Source organism: Vicingus serpentipes (assembly GCF_007993035.1).
Classification (GTDB): Bacteria; Bacteroidota; Bacteroidia; order Flavobacteriales_E; family Vicingaceae; genus Vicingus; species Vicingus serpentipes.
Genome location: NZ_VOOS01000003.1, coordinates 57,373 through 73,977 on the forward strand (window position 1 = coordinate 57,373; position 16,605 = coordinate 73,977).

Annotated in this window: 17 protein-coding genes; 11 read left to right on the plus strand and 6 right to left on the minus strand. The window is 32.4% G+C overall.

From position 1 onward, the window contains the following. Nucleotides 1-102 precede the first annotated feature (102 nt). Entirely contained in the window at nt 103-429 is a 327-nt protein-coding gene (locus FRY74_RS06725; RefSeq protein ID WP_223265842.1) for a hypothetical protein, read from the plus strand. Next, nucleotides 426-626: a helix-turn-helix transcriptional regulator gene (locus tag FRY74_RS06730; protein WP_147099873.1), complete on the plus strand. Its 201-nt coding sequence runs from the start codon at nt 426-428 to the stop codon at nt 624-626. The genes FRY74_RS06725 and FRY74_RS06730 overlap by 4 nt, the downstream gene beginning before the upstream one ends. Before the next feature lie 7 nt (nt 627-633). Here the strand turns inward: FRY74_RS06730 and FRY74_RS06735 are convergent, their stop codons facing one another. The 3 genes from FRY74_RS06735 to FRY74_RS06745 form a co-directional block, all read right to left on the minus strand. Then, nucleotides 634-1,563, minus strand: coding sequence for an alpha/beta fold hydrolase (locus FRY74_RS06735; RefSeq protein ID WP_147099874.1), 930 nt, complete (start codon nt 1,561-1,563; stop codon nt 634-636). Between the two features lie 12 nt (nt 1,564-1,575). Next, complete coding sequence (locus tag FRY74_RS06740; RefSeq protein ID WP_147099876.1) at nt 1,576-2,262, minus strand: spondin domain-containing protein; 687 nt, start codon at nt 2,260-2,262, stop codon at nt 1,576-1,578. 104 nt (nt 2,263-2,366) lie between these two features. After that, nucleotides 2,367-2,558, minus strand: coding sequence for a cold-shock protein (locus tag FRY74_RS06745; RefSeq protein WP_147099878.1), 192 nt, complete (start codon nt 2,556-2,558; stop codon nt 2,367-2,369). Nucleotides 2,559-2,735: 177 nt separating this feature from the next. Here FRY74_RS06745 and FRY74_RS06750 point away from each other — a divergent pair, with 177 nt between their 5' ends. Further along, a complete protein-coding gene (locus tag FRY74_RS06750; protein WP_147099879.1) occupies nt 2,736-4,001 on the plus strand; it encodes a cation:proton antiporter domain-containing protein in 1,266 nt (421 codons plus the stop codon). A 52-nt stretch (nt 4,002-4,053) separates the two neighbouring features. Here the strand turns inward: FRY74_RS06750 and mscL are convergent, their stop codons facing one another. Next, nucleotides 4,054-4,491: a large-conductance mechanosensitive channel protein MscL gene (gene mscL, locus FRY74_RS06755; RefSeq protein WP_147099880.1), complete on the minus strand. Its 438-nt coding sequence runs from the start codon at nt 4,489-4,491 to the stop codon at nt 4,054-4,056. Nucleotides 4,492-4,598: 107 nt separating this feature from the next. Here mscL and FRY74_RS06760 point away from each other — a divergent pair, with 107 nt between their 5' ends. From FRY74_RS06760 to FRY74_RS06795, 8 genes are all read left to right on the plus strand, one after another. Then, nucleotides 4,599-5,888 (plus strand): aminopeptidase P family protein, encoded by a 1,290-nt coding sequence (locus FRY74_RS06760; RefSeq protein WP_147099881.1) that lies wholly within the window; start codon nt 4,599-4,601, stop codon nt 5,886-5,888. Between the two features lie 3 nt (nt 5,889-5,891). Next, on the plus strand, nt 5,892-6,680 hold the full coding sequence (locus FRY74_RS06765; protein WP_147099882.1) for an alpha/beta fold hydrolase: 789 nt from the start codon (nt 5,892-5,894) through the stop codon (nt 6,678-6,680). Between the two features lie 47 nt (nt 6,681-6,727). Continuing rightward, nucleotides 6,728-7,936 carry a 3-oxoadipyl-CoA thiolase gene (gene pcaF / locus FRY74_RS06770; RefSeq protein ID WP_147099883.1) on the plus strand — a complete coding sequence of 403 codons (1,209 nt, stop codon included), beginning with the start codon at nt 6,728-6,730 and terminating at the stop codon, nt 7,934-7,936. Between the two features lie 4 nt (nt 7,937-7,940). Then, complete coding sequence (locus FRY74_RS06775) at nt 7,941-10,142, plus strand: RelA/SpoT family protein (RefSeq protein WP_147099884.1); 2,202 nt, start codon at nt 7,941-7,943, stop codon at nt 10,140-10,142. 76 nt (nt 10,143-10,218) lie between these two features. Then, complete coding sequence (locus FRY74_RS06780; protein WP_147099885.1) at nt 10,219-10,662, plus strand: Fur family transcriptional regulator; 444 nt, start codon at nt 10,219-10,221, stop codon at nt 10,660-10,662. Beyond that, entirely contained in the window at nt 10,663-11,022 is a 360-nt protein-coding gene (locus FRY74_RS06785) for an STAS domain-containing protein (protein ID WP_147099886.1), read from the plus strand. Next, the gene (locus FRY74_RS06790; RefSeq protein ID WP_147099887.1) at nt 11,012-12,298 is read left to right on the plus strand and encodes an adenylosuccinate synthase; all 1,287 of its coding nucleotides are present in this window, start codon (nt 11,012-11,014) and stop codon (nt 12,296-12,298) included. Before FRY74_RS06785 ends, FRY74_RS06790 begins: the two co-directional genes overlap by 11 nt. A 17-nt stretch (nt 12,299-12,315) precedes the next feature. Continuing rightward, the gene (locus tag FRY74_RS06795) at nt 12,316-13,899 is read left to right on the plus strand and encodes an OstA-like protein (RefSeq protein WP_147099888.1); all 1,584 of its coding nucleotides are present in this window, start codon (nt 12,316-12,318) and stop codon (nt 13,897-13,899) included. Nucleotides 13,900-14,031: 132 nt separating this feature from the next. On the opposite strand, the gene FRY74_RS06800 is transcribed toward FRY74_RS06795, so the two are convergent. Next, the gene (locus FRY74_RS06800; RefSeq protein ID WP_147099889.1) at nt 14,032-15,357 is read right to left on the minus strand and encodes a hypothetical protein; all 1,326 of its coding nucleotides are present in this window, start codon (nt 15,355-15,357) and stop codon (nt 14,032-14,034) included. 201 nt (nt 15,358-15,558) lie between these two features. Further along, nucleotides 15,559-16,566 carry a LamG-like jellyroll fold domain-containing protein gene (locus FRY74_RS06805; protein WP_147099891.1) on the minus strand — a complete coding sequence of 336 codons (1,008 nt, stop codon included), beginning with the start codon at nt 16,564-16,566 and terminating at the stop codon, nt 15,559-15,561. Nucleotides 16,567-16,605 lie beyond the last annotated feature (39 nt).

The window sequence follows — 16,605 nt, forward strand, 5'->3', positions numbered from 1 at the left end:
ACAATCAAATACAGTTGATAAATGAAAAACGAAAAATGTAGCGATAAAATAAAAAAAGCGACTAAAAATTTAGCGCTTTGGACCCTATTATGGGTAAGCTCTATGGCATTCGCCACTTTTGGACCTAAATTCCTTTGGGAGCTAAACACTACTTGGAGTATGCTTGCCATTTTACTAAATACGGCTTTGGGAGCTGGAATGATTTGGGCAAATATCAAACATATTAGTGTATTGGATGAGCTTCAACAAAAAATTCAATTGGATGCAATGGGGATTGCATTGGGTGTAGGAATTGTGGGAGGGCTGAGTTATTCGACTATGGATAATGCCAATGTGATTTCGGGAGATGCGGAAATTGGTTTTTTAGTGATTTTAATTAGTGTTTCGTATATGATTGCTTTAGTAGTTGGTAAAAAACGTTACGCATGAAAAACAAACTAAAAGTACTTCGTGCAGAAAGAGACATGACGCAGGCAGATTTGGCAGATTCATTGATGGTTTCTCGGCAAACGATAAATGCCATAGAAAAGGGCAAGTTCGACCCTAGCTTACCCTTGGCATTTAAAATATCGAAATTGTTTGAATTGCCCATTGAGCAAATATTCGATGACTCAGAAATAGACTAATTGGAAACTATTTTAACCAGTCTTTTAATGCTTCAATAAATAAAGATTGTTGGTCAATAAAAACACTGTGCGAGCAATTGTCTAAATATTGGAGTTTATTTGTACCAATCAATTCTTTTAAATTAGCTACTTGCTCAGCAGAATATAAGCCATCGTCTTTACCATAGATGCCATAAATGTTAAATCCTTTTTCTAACAATAATTTTAGACTGGGTTTTAAATCTATGGTTGTATAATTTTCGTTTTGCCAAAAACCTTGCGGAGCTTCATAACCCATTTGTGAACCGTATTTTTTTAATTCTTCATTGGTTCCAAATTCAGCATAAATATTTTTGGCTTCATCACTTATTTCTTTAGGCGTATAAAAACCATTTTGCATGGCATGCATAAAACTATAAGAACTGTATTCTATTGAGGTTGTATCCATATTTTCAAGCATGGAAATGTAGTTAAGGTTTACATTGTCGTTTTTAGCAGTGTAAATTTCTTTGCTGGTTTTAATAATCGTTTTAAAGGTATTTTGCAAAGAAACAGGAGCTCCAACTAAGATAATATTAGCTACATTTTTTGCTTGTTTTTTAGCATATAAAGTTGCTACTATTCCGCCAAAACTATGACCAATAAGTGTGGCTTGTTTAATTTCGTATTTTTTGTACAAACTGCTGAGGTCGTCAAATGTTTCCTGAAAAGTGTATTTGGCTTTAGGGTCAACCGAGCGACCTTCGCCTCTTCTGTCGTAAGTAATTACATAAAAACCAGCATCGGCTAATTGCTGTGCAGTAGTAAATTCGAAAGTAGAGCTATTATAACCAGGACCGCCATGCAAAAATATTACAGCTTTGTTCTCGGGATTTCCAAATGCTTTAGAATAAATGGTTTGAGCATTTGTTGTAAGTGTTAAAACAATGAAAAGGATAGCGGTTGAAAATAATTTCATAAAAGCTGTAAGTTATAATTTAGTAAAAGTTACCCTAGCTATAGCAGGAGAAACGGTAGTTCCGTTTCCAATGGGAGCATCTACAAATAATGCGATAGGTTGTTTTGGTGAACTATCAGAATTAGGAGATGAATAAGTTGTTCCATCATCTGTTCCAGCATCATAAATTAAACCATCTACAGTTTTTTGAGCTACAAAACCTCCATCTTTAAGAAGGTTGATGTCAATCACTCCTAAATACCAATCTGGGCTAGGAGCTAACATAGTAACAAGTGTGACAGCTGAAAATTCCTTAGTAACTTCTATGGTTTGAGATATGGTTCCAACACCAGAACTTAAGTTTTCGCCAATGTAATAGGCAAGGCCTTCTTTGTTAGCTATTTTAGTTGCTAAATCATTGTCAAGTGGAGTTGTTGCTCCTAGTTCTGCCATGTCTTCAATACCCTGAGAAGCAATTGTTCCAACTTTAAAAAAATTGTTATTGGGTATATGACTCCAACCAATTAGTTTAGAAAAATGATCATTGCTAGGATAGTCAGTAGGGAAGTCTTGGCTGTTCCAATTAATTTGAAAAGTTACATTGTAGCGATGAACTTTATTTTCGACTACATTAGTTTTTAACTCTTCAACATCTTTTTTGCAACTGTTTAGTGTTGTAAAAACACTTAGTAATAAAATTAAATGAGTTATTTTTTTCATAGTTAAGTAAACGCTGTAATTAATAAACTATTATAAAAATATGAAATAAAAAAAAGCCTCAACTAAGTTGAGGCTTTTTGCAAATAAGTTATAAAAAGCGAATATTAAATTACTTTAACATTTACTGCATTTAATCCTTTTTTACCTTCTTGTAATTCAAACTCAACTGCGTCACCTTCTCTAATTTCATCAATTAATCCTGAGATGTGTACGAAATGTTCTTTGTTGTTGTCGTCTTCTGTAATGAAACCAAAACCTTTAGTGTCATTAAAGAACTTTACTGTTCCTTTGTTCATTTTAAAAAATTTATTTAATTATAATATTCTACAAATGTAGGCTAAATAAATCGAGTTATCAGTATTTATCAAGTTTATTTCGATTATTGGCAAATTATGGTTAGATTATAAAGAAATAATCTATAAGCTAAAGTTGGCTAAATAAAACTTTATTTTGTACAAACTCATTTTAAAATAATGGAAAACCCATACGTAATTGTAATATTATCAAGCTTACTAATTGTATTTTCATATCTGTTTACGCAAATATCAAAATGGACTAAAATTCCATCGGTCATTTTTCTGATAGGGACAGGCGTTGCAATTCAATTTTTATTAAAGTCCGTAGGTGTAAATATTCCAGATTTAAGTCAATATTTAAGTCTTCTTGGAGTTGTTGGGTTAATGATGATTGTGCTAGAGGGAGCTTTAGATATAAAACTCCATCGTAATAAAATTAGAACAATACTAGCTGCTTTTGCTACTTCAGTATTAATCTTAGGAATTACTAATTCTTTAATATCAGGAATAATTTTTTTCTTTTTGGAAGTCGATTTTATAGATGCATTTTTATATGCAATTCCTTTATCTGTTGTTAGTAGTGCGATTGTTATTCCAAGTGTACATACGTTAATACCAGCTAAAAAAGAGTTTATGATATTGGAGGCTACTTTGTCTGATATTTTTGGAATTATGCTATTTGCTTTTTGGATAAAAGAACCTCAATCAGGACAGTCTTATTTTGAAGCTATTTCATGGAACATTGTAATATCTGTTGGAGTTTCAATATTGATGAGTTATATATTGGTTTATGTATTTCATAAGATAAAAACTGAGATTAAATTTTTCTTGTTTTTATCAATTTTGGCATTGCTTTATTCTGTTGGTGAATACTTTCATTACTCCGCTTTGCTTATTATTTTGATTTTTGGATTAGTTTTAAATAATACTCATGCTTTTTTTAGATGGAAATTGAAAGGCTTCGTTAATCATGAAAAAGTAAAAGAGGTGAGGCAAGAGTTTGTAATCATTACAAATGAAACTTCGTTTTTAATTCGAACATTTTTCTTTGTGGTTTTTGGATTAACTATGAACTTAAAAGGGTTGTTTCATTATGAAGCAATAGTTATTTCTGCGTTAATAATGGGAGTGATTTTTTTTACAAGAGCTTTAAATTTAAAAGTGTTTTTAAAAAGTACTATTTTCCCACAGATGTTAATTGCACCTAGAGGTTTGGTAACTATATTGTTGTTTAATAAAATTGTTGAGCATTATGATGTTGTACCTTTTGATGAAGCCATTTTAGCGTGGGTGATTATAGGTACTAATTTAGTGATGATGTTGGGCTTGATATTTAGTGGTAGCACTGAAGATGATATTTTAAGGATAAATGTTGGGGATGCTTCATCAACAGAGTTAGACCATAAATTTTATGTAGATATAGATGAAAACGAAGATGCTTAGAATAAAAAAAGAGCTACTCAATGAGTAGCTCTTTTTTTATTTTCTTGAGAATTTATTTTTTCAATAAATCTCTAATTTCAGTTAACAATACTTCTTCTTTAGACGGAGCAGGAGGAGCCGCTGGAGCTTCCTCTTCTTTCTTCTCCATTTTTTCTTTCATTTTATTGTAAGCTTTAACTACCATAAAAATACAAAAGGCAACAATTATAAAAGTTATTATTGTGTTGATAAAATTACCATACATAATTGCAACTTCAGCCACAGCTTCTGTTACTGTATTTTCACCATCCATTACAGCAGGTACTGCATCTTGAATAACTAATTTTAGTTCAGCAAAATCAACTCCACCCATTACTTTACCAAGTGGTGGCATTAAGATGTCATTTACCAAAGATTTAATAATAGCACCAAAGTAAGTAGCCATAATTAAACCTACAGCCATTTCCATTACATTACCTTTGCTAATAAATTGTTTGAATTCTTTAAGCATTGTTTATCGTTTTAGTTAGGCGCTTAAATTAAATATTTTATTTTTAATGCTTCAATTCTAAAACCTATAAGGATTAATTACATTTGTTTGACCAAAATAAAAATATCATGAAGTATACACCAATCGATCAATCACTATACATTAAAAATAGAGCTAATTTTGTAAAATATTTAAAGCCAAAATCTGTTGCAGTCTTTAATTCTAACGATTTAATGCCTACAAATGCTGATGGTTTGATGCCTTTTCGTCAAAATAATGATTTATTGTATTTAAGCGGAGTTGATCAAGAAGAGTCTATTTTAGTCATATTCCCTGATGCGGTAAACCCAAAGCATAGAGAGATATTATTTGTTAAAGAAACAAGTGAATTAATTGCAATTTGGGAAGGCGCAAAATTAACGAAGGAGCAAGCTACCAATCAATCAGGGATTCAAACTATTTATTGGACTTCTCAGTTCGATCAAGTATTTCATTCTTTAATGACTGAAGCAGAGCATGTTTATTTAAATCAAAATGAACATTTAAGAGCTATTACTACTGTTGAAACTCGTGATGATCGATTTAGAAAATCATGTAAAACAAAATACCCTTTGCATGAATACGAAAGATTAGCTCCTATAATGAGAAAGTTAAGACCAATTAAATCGCAATTAGAAATTGATACGATACAACATGCTTGTAACATTACAGAAAAAGGATTTAGAAGGTTGTTAGGGTTTGTTAAACCTGGAGTAATGGAGTACGAAATTGAGGCTGAATTAGCTCACGAGTTTTTAATGAACCGATCAAGAGGTTATGCTTATGAACCGATTATAGCATCTGGAGCAAGTGCATGTGTGTTGCATTATGTTGAAAATAATAAAGAATGTAAAGCAGGAGATGTAATTCTTTTAGATGTGGGTGCTGAATATGGGAACTATGCTTCTGATATGACAAGATGTGTTCCAGTTAGTGGTAAATTTACAGCTAGACAAAAAGATGTTTATAATGCAGTTTTAAGAGTAATGAAAGCTGCAACAGCTATGCTGGTTCCAGGAACTTTACATGAAGAGTATCATGCAGAAGTTGGGAAGTTAATGGAAAAAGAATTGATCGGGTTAGGCTTGTTGGATGCTACGGCAGTTGCTAATCAAGACCCAAATAATCCACTTTATAAAAAATATTTTATGCACGGAACGTCACATCATATGGGATTAGATGTGCATGATGTTGAAGAGCGTAATCGTCCTTTTGAGGTTGGTATGGTTTTAACAGTTGAGCCAGGAATTTACATTCCAGAAGAAAATTTAGGAATAAGATTAGAAAATGATGTGTTAATTACCAATAATGGCCCACATGATTTAATGGCTAACATTCCTTTAGAAGCTGATGAAATAGAAGCTTTAATGAGTAGATAGTAAGTGAAGCAAGAAAGCATACAATTTAAAAATATTAACATCAGCTTTACGGATAATGGAAAAGGTAAGGCTGTTGTTTTTTTACATGGGTTTTTAGAAGATAAGTCCATTTGGAAGTCTTGTGTAAAGCAGTTAGCAAATTCAACAACCAGAGTTATTACTATTGATTTATTAGGTCATGGAGCTACCGACTGTTTGAGCTACGTGCATACAATGGAAGAAATGGCAGAAGCAGTTGATGCCGTTTTAAAACATTTAAAAATTCGAAAAGCTTATTTTGTAGGTCATTCGCTTGGGGGGTATGTAAGTTTAGCTTACGCTGAAAAAAATCCCGATAATTTAAAAGGGTTATGTATGTTTCATTCTTCTGCACGAGCAGACAGTGATGAAAAAAAGAAAGATAGGGATAGGGCTATAAAAGTGGTGAAGAAAAATAAAAACTTGTTTGTAAATGAAGCAATACCTAATTTGTTCAATACTAACTACAAGCCTTTTAAAAGAGGAATTTCTCAAATAAAAAAAATAGCTCTAGCAACATCAAAACAAGGCGTAGTAGCTGCTTTAGAAGGAATGAAAGTGAGATTGGATAGAGAGATAATTTTAAATTTTGCACCATATCCTGTTCTTTATATTATTGGTAAACACGACAATATTTTACCATACGAAGATTTAATTGCACAAGCTAATTTGCCAGAAAAAGGGAGTTATGTCTTATTTGAAAATGTTGGGCACGCTGGTTTTTACGAAGATGAAGAGGCAACGATAAAAGCTTTAAAAGCGTTTGTTTCTTGAGTGATTTTCTTACCTTTGATTAACAACAATATCTCAAAATAAAAGAAATGAAAGAAGCCTTTATCATAGATGCGATTAGAACACCAATAGGAAGTTTTGGAGGAACATTATCAGCAGTAAGAACAGACGATTTAGCAGCAATTCCTATACAAGAATTGATAAAAAGAAATCCGAGTTTGGTTACTGAAGAAATTGAAGATGTAATTTTTGGTTGTGCCAACCAAGCTGGAGAAGACAATAGAAACATTGCTCGTATGGCAGGTTTATTAGCAGGCTTGCCTTGGCAAGTAGGTGGCGAAACCGTAAATCGTTTATGTTCTTCTGGTATGGCTTCTGCAATTAATGCTTCTAGAGCAATAATGTTGGGTGATGGAGATATCTATGTTACTGGTGGTGTTGAAAATATGTCGAGAGGACCTTATGTAATTTCTAAGTCTGCAAAGCCATTTGGAACAGATGCTAAAATGTACGATTCAAGTTTTGGATGGCGTTTTATTAATCCTAAAATGAAAGAAATGTACGGTGTGCATGGAATGGGTGAAACAGCTGAGAATTTAGTAGAAATGTATGGTATAAGCAGAGAAGATCAGGATCAATTTTCGTTTTGGAGCCAAATGAAAGCAACGGAAGCACAAAAAAAAGGAAGGTTAGGAGAGGAGATTGTTCCAGTTCATATTCCACAGCGTAAAAAAGACGATTTAATCTTTGATAAAGATGAGTTTATAAAACCAACTACAACAATAGATATTTTACAAAAACTTCGTCCTGCTTTTAAAGCAGAAGGAGGGAGTGTGACTGCTGGAAATGCCTCAGGTTTAAATGATGGAGCTGCAGCAATGTTAATTGCATCTGGCGAAGCTGCAAGTCGTTATAATTTAACACCAATTGCAAAAATAGTTTCGAGTGCAATTGCTGGAGTTGAGCCTCGTATTATGGGAATTGGGCCTGTTTATGCTTCAGAAAAGGCATTAAAAAGAGCAGGCTTAACATTAGATGATATGGATGTAATTGAGCTGAACGAAGCTTTTGCAGCGCAAGCGTTGGCATGTACTCGTAAAATGGGCTTGGCTGATAATGACCCAAGAATAAACCCTAATGGTGGAGCAATTGCTATTGGGCACCCACTTGGAATGACTGGATCAAGAATTTTGCAAAGTGCAGCAATAGAATTGCAAAAACAAAATAAAAAATACGCCTTAGTAACTATGTGTATTGGTGTAGGACAAGGATATGCTACAATTATAGAAAGAGTATAGAAATATGTCGATAGACTTAGAAAAAGAAAAGCAAGAAATAGAAAAAGCTTACGAAAATATGTTGGCGATGTCGCCTCATTGTAAGAAAGACGAAGAGACTTTAGATAGGGTTCGTAAAGCTTTTACTGTTGCTTCTGATGCTCATAAAGATGTTAGGAGAAAATCAGGTGAGCCTTATATTTTTCATCCTATTGCAGTAGCGCAAATTTGTGGTGAAGAAATAGGCTTGGGTGCAACTTCAATTATCTGTGCACTTTTGCATGATACTGTAGAAGATACTGACATTACTTTAGAAGATATTGAAACAATGTTTGGAGCTAAGGAAGCTCAAATAATTGATGGGTTAACCAAAATTTCAGACGTTGTTGATTATAATGTTTCAATTCAAGCTGAAAATTTTCGTAAAATATTATTAACCCTTTCAGAAGATGTAAGGGTGATTTTAATAAAATTAGCTGATAGGTTGCATAATATGCGAACTCTTGGCTCAATGAAAAGAGAAAAGCAGCTAAAGATTGCTTCTGAAACACTCTTTTTATATGCTCCAATGGCTCATCGATTAGGGTTACATGCTATAAAAACAGAGTTAGAAGACTTATGTCTAAAAATAAAAGAACCTGAAGCTTACGAAGAAATTGTTAGCAAGCTTGAGAAAACACAAGAAGTTAGAACAAGATTTATCAATAAATTTTCTTTACCAATAAAAAACGCTCTAGAACAAATAGGGATGAATTTTGAGGTGAAAGGTCGTCCAAAGTCTATTTATTCTATATGGAATAAAATGCACTCTAAAAATGTTCCTTTTGAGGAGGTTTATGACTTATTTGCTATTAGAATAATAATTGATACTGAACAACAAAACGAAAAAACAGATTGTTGGAGGGCATACTCAGTAGTTACCGATTTTTACCAACCTAACATAGATAGGCTTCGTGATTGGGTTTCGGCACCAAAAGCAAACGGTTATGAGTCTTTGCATACAACAGTAATGAGCCCTACAGGGAAATGGGTTGAGGTGCAAATTCGTACCAAAAGAATGGATGAAATTGCAGAAAAAGGATTTGCAGCTCATTGGAAATATAAAGAGGGAGGAAAAGAAAGTCAATTTGATATTTGGATTAATCAGATTAGAGAATTGTTAGAAAATCATGATGCAGATGCATTAGACTTTATTGATGATTTTAAATTAAACTTATACGACGAAGAAATTTTTGCTTTTACTCCTAATGGCGATATGAAAAGTTTGCCACATGGAGCGAGTGCACTTGATTTTGCTTTTGCTGTGCACACAAAGGTCGGTGAGCATTGTTTAGGAGCCAAGGTAAATAATAAGTTGGTTCCATTAAGTCACCCTCTTAAAAGTGGTGATCAAGTGGAGATTTTAACTTCAAAAAATCAAAAACCTAAAGAAGATTGGCTTACTTATGTGAAAACACATAAAGCTAAATCTAAAATAAAATCGTTGTTAAAAGATGAGCAACGAATTGTTGCTGAAGAAGGGAAGTTACTTTTAGAAAAAGAGTTTAAACGCCTTAAAATTTCTTACGAAAACATAAGTATAAATGAATTGCAGGTTTATTTTAAAGCTAACTCTTCGTTAGATTTATACTATAAAATAGCTAAAGGAGAGATTAATCTAAATCATTTAAAAGCTTTTGAAGTTAAGAATGGGGTGCTTCGTCCTAAAAAGTCTATTCGAAACAGGGTAACTAGTTATTTTGGTCAAAAAACGACTAAAAAAGAGAAGAAAAAAGACGACATGTTGGTGATTGGTGACAACATGGAAAAATTAGATTATACGTTAGCGTCTTGTTGTAATCCAATACCTGGAGATGAGGTTTTTGGTTTTGTTACTATTAATGATGGAATAAAAATACATAAAACCAAGTGTCCGAATGCAATTCAAATGCTTTCTAATTATGCTTATCGTGTAATAAAAGCTCGTTGGATTGATCAGCAACAAATTGCATTTTTAGCTGGAATTAATATCACAGGAATTGATGATGTTGGTATTGTAAATACGATTACTCAAATTATTTCTAATGAGCTTCATGTAAATATGCGATCAATTAGTTTTGATAGCCATGATGGTGTTTTTGAAGGGGTTGTTATGGTTTACGTTCAAGATACTCAGCATTTAGATAATTTGTTAGACAAATTAATTAAGGTTAAAGGAGTAAAGACGGTTAGTCGAGTTGATGGATAAATATTTTTTCAACAAAGAGTTAACATTCGTTTAATGTATATGATTAATTAATACTTTTACTCTTTAACACTCCAACATGAGTACAACTGAAGAACTTCAAGAAAAAGTAAGAAGTATTTTTTCTGATTATCTAGAAGAAAACGGTCACAGGAAAACTCCCGAACGATTCGCTATACTCCAAGAAATTTACTCTAATAATGATCATTTTGATGTAGAAGAATTGTACATCTCTATGAAAAATAAAAAATATAGAGTAAGTAGAGCAACGTTGTACAATACAATAGAATTGTTGTTGGCATCAAACTTAGTTCGTAAGCATCAGTTTGGTTCAAATATAGCTCAGTTTGAGCGTTCTTACGGTTCAAAGCAACACGACCATATTATTTTAAGTAATGGTGAAGTTATTGAGTTTTGTGATCCTCGAATTCAGAATATAAAAGCAACTCTAGAAGAAATGTTTGATTTAAAAATATTACATCATTCATTAAATTTTTACGGCGTTAAAAATGAAGAAAAATAAATGAGTTTTTCTTATTTAATAGAGCGGCAAGACGAGTTAATGATTGTTTCATTAAAGGGTAGCTTAATTGCTAAACATCAAGTGGATGGATTGTTTATTGACATAGAAAATGAAATGATTGAAGGTGGAAAAAATCTAATGATTGATCTTACCGATATGGAATACATGAATAGTTCGGGCTTAAATGTTTTAATTAATCTTTTAACCCAAACAAGAAATAAAGGTGGCGACGTTGTTATTGTAAATGTGCCCGAAAAAATTAATAAATTATTAGTAATAACGAAGTTAAATAGCGTGTTTAATATTAAAGAAAATAGAGCACTAGCTAAAACAGAATTGACCAAAGCAAATGAAAGTTGATGTATTATTAGGTCTTCAATGGGGAGACGAAGGAAAAGGTAAAATTGTTGATGTTTTAACACCTCAATATAATATTATCGGAAGATTTCAAGGAGGACCAAATGCTGGTCATACTTTAGAGTTTGATGGTATTAAACATGTTTTACATACTATACCTTCAGGTATTTTTCATGATGATGTTATTAATGTTGTAGGTAATGGAGTGGTTATAGATCCTGTCATTTTAAAAGTTGAGATTGACAAGTTAATAGCAATGGGTGTTGATGTAAACAAGAAAATGTACATCTCTAAAAAGGCACATTTAATTTTGCCAACTCACCGATTAATTGATGCAGCATCTGAAGCATCAAAAGGAAAAGAAAAAATTGGTTCTACTTTAAAAGGAATTGGACCAACTTACATGGATAAAACGGGTAGAAACGGATTGAGAGTTGGAGATATTTTTGAAGCTAATTTCAAAGAAAAATATACTGCTTTAGTAGAGAAGCATAAGCAAATTTTAAAGTTTCATAATTACGATTATGATTTAGCAGAATTAGAACCAGCATTTTATGAAGGAGTTAACACAATTAAACAGTTAACTTGTATTGATAGCGAACACTATTTAAACAATAATTTAGTTGCTGGTAAAAAGATATTAGCAGAAGGTGCTCAAGGAACTTTGTTAGATGTAGATTTTGGGTCTTATCCATTTGTAACATCATCAAATACAACTACTGCTGGAACTTGTACAGGTTTAGGTATTGCTCCAAATAAAATAGGAGAAGTATATGGTATTTTTAAAGCTTATTGTACTCGTGTAGGTAGTGGACCTTTCCCAACAGAATTAGATGATGAGGTTGGGGAAAAAATTAGAACTGCAGGCTTTGAGTTTGGAGCAACTACAGGAAGAAAAAGAAGATGTGGGTGGATTGATTTGCCAGCGTTGAAATATGCAATAATGATTAACGGAGTTACTCAATTGTGTATGATGAAAGCTGATGTATTGGATGATTTTGATACAATTAAAGTTTGTACACATTATAAGTATAAAGATACACAAGAGGTAATTGATTTTATGCCTTACGATTTAGTCTCAAGAGAAGTTGAACCAGTTTATGTTGATCGCAAAGCATGGAAAACAGATTTGACTAAATTGTCTTCAATTGAGGAAATTCCAACTGAATTAAATGATTACATCGAATACTTAGAAAAAGAATTAAACGTTCCTATTACTATCGTGTCTGTTGGACCAGACAGGAAACAAACATTAATAAGAGAAAACGTATTGGTATAAGTACGTTACTTTATATAATGAATTTAAGGTTAAATATTAATTTAAAAGTCCCTGCAATTACTGCGGGGTCTTTTGCTATTATATTAATGCTTTTTATTCCTTTTACTTTGTTTGCTCAAGGTGGTTCTAAAATAGAAATTATCAACGCTAATAGTTTGGAGTATGACGAAAGCTTAGGCAAAAATGCAAAGCGTTTAATTGGCGATGTTCAATTTAAACATGAAGATGCATTAATGTTTTGTGATAGTGCATACTTCTATTCTGAATCGAATAGTATGGATGCTTACGGGCATGTTCGTATTGCGCAAGGCGATTCTTTACGATTGTTTGGCGATTCTTTAAACTATAATGGAACAACAAAAAAAGCATTGCTAAGAGGTCATATCAGGTTAGAGAATAGAGATATTACCTTAACCACCAATTATTTAGATTACGATAGAACATTAAATATGGCTTACTATTTTGGTGGAGGTACTGTTGTGAGCCAGAAAGAAAATAATACGCTGGTTAGTGAGTTAGGCTATTATTATACCGAGAGTAAATCGTTTAACTTTAAGAAAAATGTGGTGTTGACTAATCCAGAATATACAATTGAAGGAGATACGTTACAATATGGATCGCAGAGTAAAATTGTAAACTTTTTAGGACCAACAACCATTACCAGTAAAAATGATTTTATTTATTGTGAAAATGGATGGTACAACACCAATGCAAACACCTCTAAATTTTTTAAAAACTCATATTTATACTCTGACAATAAAATAATAACAGGTGATACTATTTATTACGAAAGAGAAACAGGGTATGGAAGGATAGATTGTAATGGAGCAATAAACGATACTATTGAAGGTCTTATTTTAGAAGGGAATGTAATCGAATTGTTTCAGGATAGAGATAGTGTAATGATTACGAATGAAGCTTTAATGATGCAGTTGTTTGATGTTGATACATTATTCCTGCATGCCGATACTTTTAAAGTATCAACCCAATATCTTAAAATAGATAGCTTACCAAATCAAACAGATACAATCAGAAATTTGTTTGCTTACAATCATGCAAAATTTTATAAAACAGATATGCAAGGTAAAGCAGATTCTATTGTGTATAATTTTTCTGATTCAACAGTAAATTTTTATCATGATCCAGTATTATGGTCGGAAACCAACCAGCTAACATCTGATTTTACTTATTTGCAAATGAAAAAAGGTAAAATTGATGCCGTTTACTTAAACGAAAATGCTTTTATTATTTCTAAAGCCGACTCGTTGTTCGATAATTTTAACCAAATTAAAGGCATTAATATGATTGGGCACTTTAATGATAGCAACCAAATACGAAAAATTGAGGTGCTAGAAGATGCGGAAACTATTTATTATGGTAGAGACGAAGCTGGTGATTATATTGGCGTAAATAAAGCAGAAGGGACCAATATGTTAGTGTTTTTAGACAATAACGAGTTAAGCTCACTTACCTTTATAAAAGACCCCGAAGCAGTTTTATACCCGATTAAAGAGCCATCGCCAAAAGATGTATTGTTAAAAGGGTTTAATTGGAGAGTTAACCAGCGACCTAAAAATAGGTTCGATATTTTTGTTTGGTAACATCCGAATAAAAGTAATGGTACGTTTATTCGCAATAACTATAACCAAATATATAACTAATAATGGTTTAAAACAAAAAGCCGATTTCAATCTAATGAAACCGGCCTTTTCGTGAACTTTAAACTAAACTATTTATTTTGCATGTTCGCAATTCAATTTAATCTGTCCAGGTGTAATACCTGCAGTATAAACCTTATTGTATTTGCTTCCATCATATTCTTGTGCAAATACTGCATAATGGAAACTACACATTCCATCAGGTCTCGACATTACAATTACCCCTCTAATTTCTCTTCTTAAAATTATACCAGTTAATTTATGTCTAACAATATACCAATCAGCACCAGTAAAGTATGCTTTAGTTACTGTTTCAACCCATTTCCAGCTAGCAGCCCAAGCTTGTGCAGCAGCTAATGTTTCTGCTTTTAAGTTGTTGTCAACCATACCCTCTTTAGGTAAACGTTGGTTAGCAATTTTATCTGCAGTTTCAGCAGCTCTTCTTTTGTCTTCTACATCTTTAATTGTTTTACTCCAATTGGCAACTTTTGCATCTATTTCTTTTTGTTTTGCTTCACTAGCTATAATGCCTCTAACAACTTGTTTGTCCATTGCATAAACATTGTAGTAATCATATTTTTCCCAAAGCTGATTTCCTAATCCACCATGTTTGTATTGCGCCCAGATTAAAACTCCCGGTTTGTCAACAAAAATATACTGATTAAGATGACTTCTGCTGTTAGCATATATTTCAGTACCAATTAATTTACTAAACTCAGGCATATGCATATAAGTGTCAGTGCTTACATCTTTTCCACTTTTTATTAATTTAATAATGATGTTTTTTACAGCACCTTCTTCAAATGTAACTTCCATTTCTTCGTAAGCATTTCCTGCAAATTTAATTGGAGTAGCTGCTGAGTAAGTTCCATTTCCACCTTTAGAAGGCCCAGATGCAGATGGCGCCATTATTTGTTTCGATAAATCACTAGCATAAGCTTCAACCTTTGCTTTAGTCATCGTTTTTACTTTTGCTGCATCAGAACTATAGAAGTTACTAAACATAAACTTAGTAAACTCTCCTTTACCCAATTGTTTGTCAGGCATTACAGATACCCAGCTATTAGCATCATACTCCATTACATAAAGACCAGCAGTAGAAAAGTATATTTTTTTACCTAGAGTAGCACTTGGTTCGTCTTGCCAAGTATACATTGCACCATTTATAGCTAAAATTTTTCTTCCGTTATTTTCCCCTTCTTCTAGTTGAAGCTTAGTATTACCTCTCTCAGCTTCCATTAAGTGAATTGTTGTTCCACCTTTTACTGCTCCAGCTGCATTTCCTCCTGGTTTAGATGCTGCTGCTGCTTTTGCTTTTAGTTTATCTTTAAATGATTGTCCGTAGCAATTACTACCTACAAATGTTACAGCAACTAATGCTATAATTAATGTTTTTCTCATAGTTTTTTGTTTTGTTAAATTTTGCTACGAATGTAGGTTATAGTGCATGTTTTTTCAGTTAATCTTTATTAACGGACAATATGTTTTAGCAATGGATTTTTTAAAGAAAGAACTCTTTTGTCAACAGTATTTTATAGTGATTATATGATAAAAAAAAGCCCAATTTGTTCAAATTGGGCTTTTAAAAAATAGTTTATCATGCTATTCTTTTATAAACTTTTCCTTGTAAACTCCTTTTTCTGAATTAATCAATAAAAAGTACATTCCTTTTTTAAGGCTTGAAATATCAATTTGATTGTTATTTAACATTTCTTTTTTAATTAAAGATCCGCCAATACTGTAAATAAATAGTTCGTTAATAGCTTCATTTGAGCTGATAGTTAAAACGTCTTGCGCTGGATTAGGGTAGATACTCATTTCTATATTTTTTTCAACTTCATTAACACTAACAGTAGCATTTGCACAATAGTAAGCTCCACCTGTAAAGCTATTTGTGTCATACTGAATAAAAGTTCCATCATTTCCATTCATAGTTTTATCTATTAAAGAGTTGGTAGAAATACTTTCAAAATTGTACCATGCTAACAAATCAATTTCATTACCATAAAAACACCCTGACATTTGAGCTTGAATTTCAGCCTCGGTTTTGGCTTTGTTCCAAATTTTAACTTCATCCATAATTGTTTCTCCTCTGGTAAAAGGAGAATCCCCTCTAGTTCCTATCCTTAATACGCTGTTAAGGTTAAGGGTAGTTAGCGAAGTGCTAATAGTTCCATCTAATTGCCCGTTTACATAAACTTTTAATTCTTGAGTTGTTTCATTTAAAGTAGCAGCAATATGATTCCATACACCTAAATTTAAAGCAGTAGCTCCAGTTACAATAGATAAGTTTGTTGAAGGATTTGTAATTTGGAGTGCTCTTAGTTTGTTATTGATTAATCTAATAGCAAAGCCACCAGTATTTCCACTTGAATAGGTTTCAATTAAATTTATTTCTGCATTGGTATTTAAAATGTTAATCCATGCTTCAATTGTCCAATCTCCAGTTAATCTTAAATTCGATCCTGAACCAGTAGGAATGTTAGCGTACATGTCGTTGTTGGTAGGAGAGTAAGCGTCATTAGCAGCAATAAATGCAGTACTATCCTGTGCATTTGTTTGGGTTGATAGCACTACAATTGTTAAAATACTTAGTAATAATTTTTTCATAAAGATTTTTTTAGTTTGTTAAAATTTTTAGCAAACATA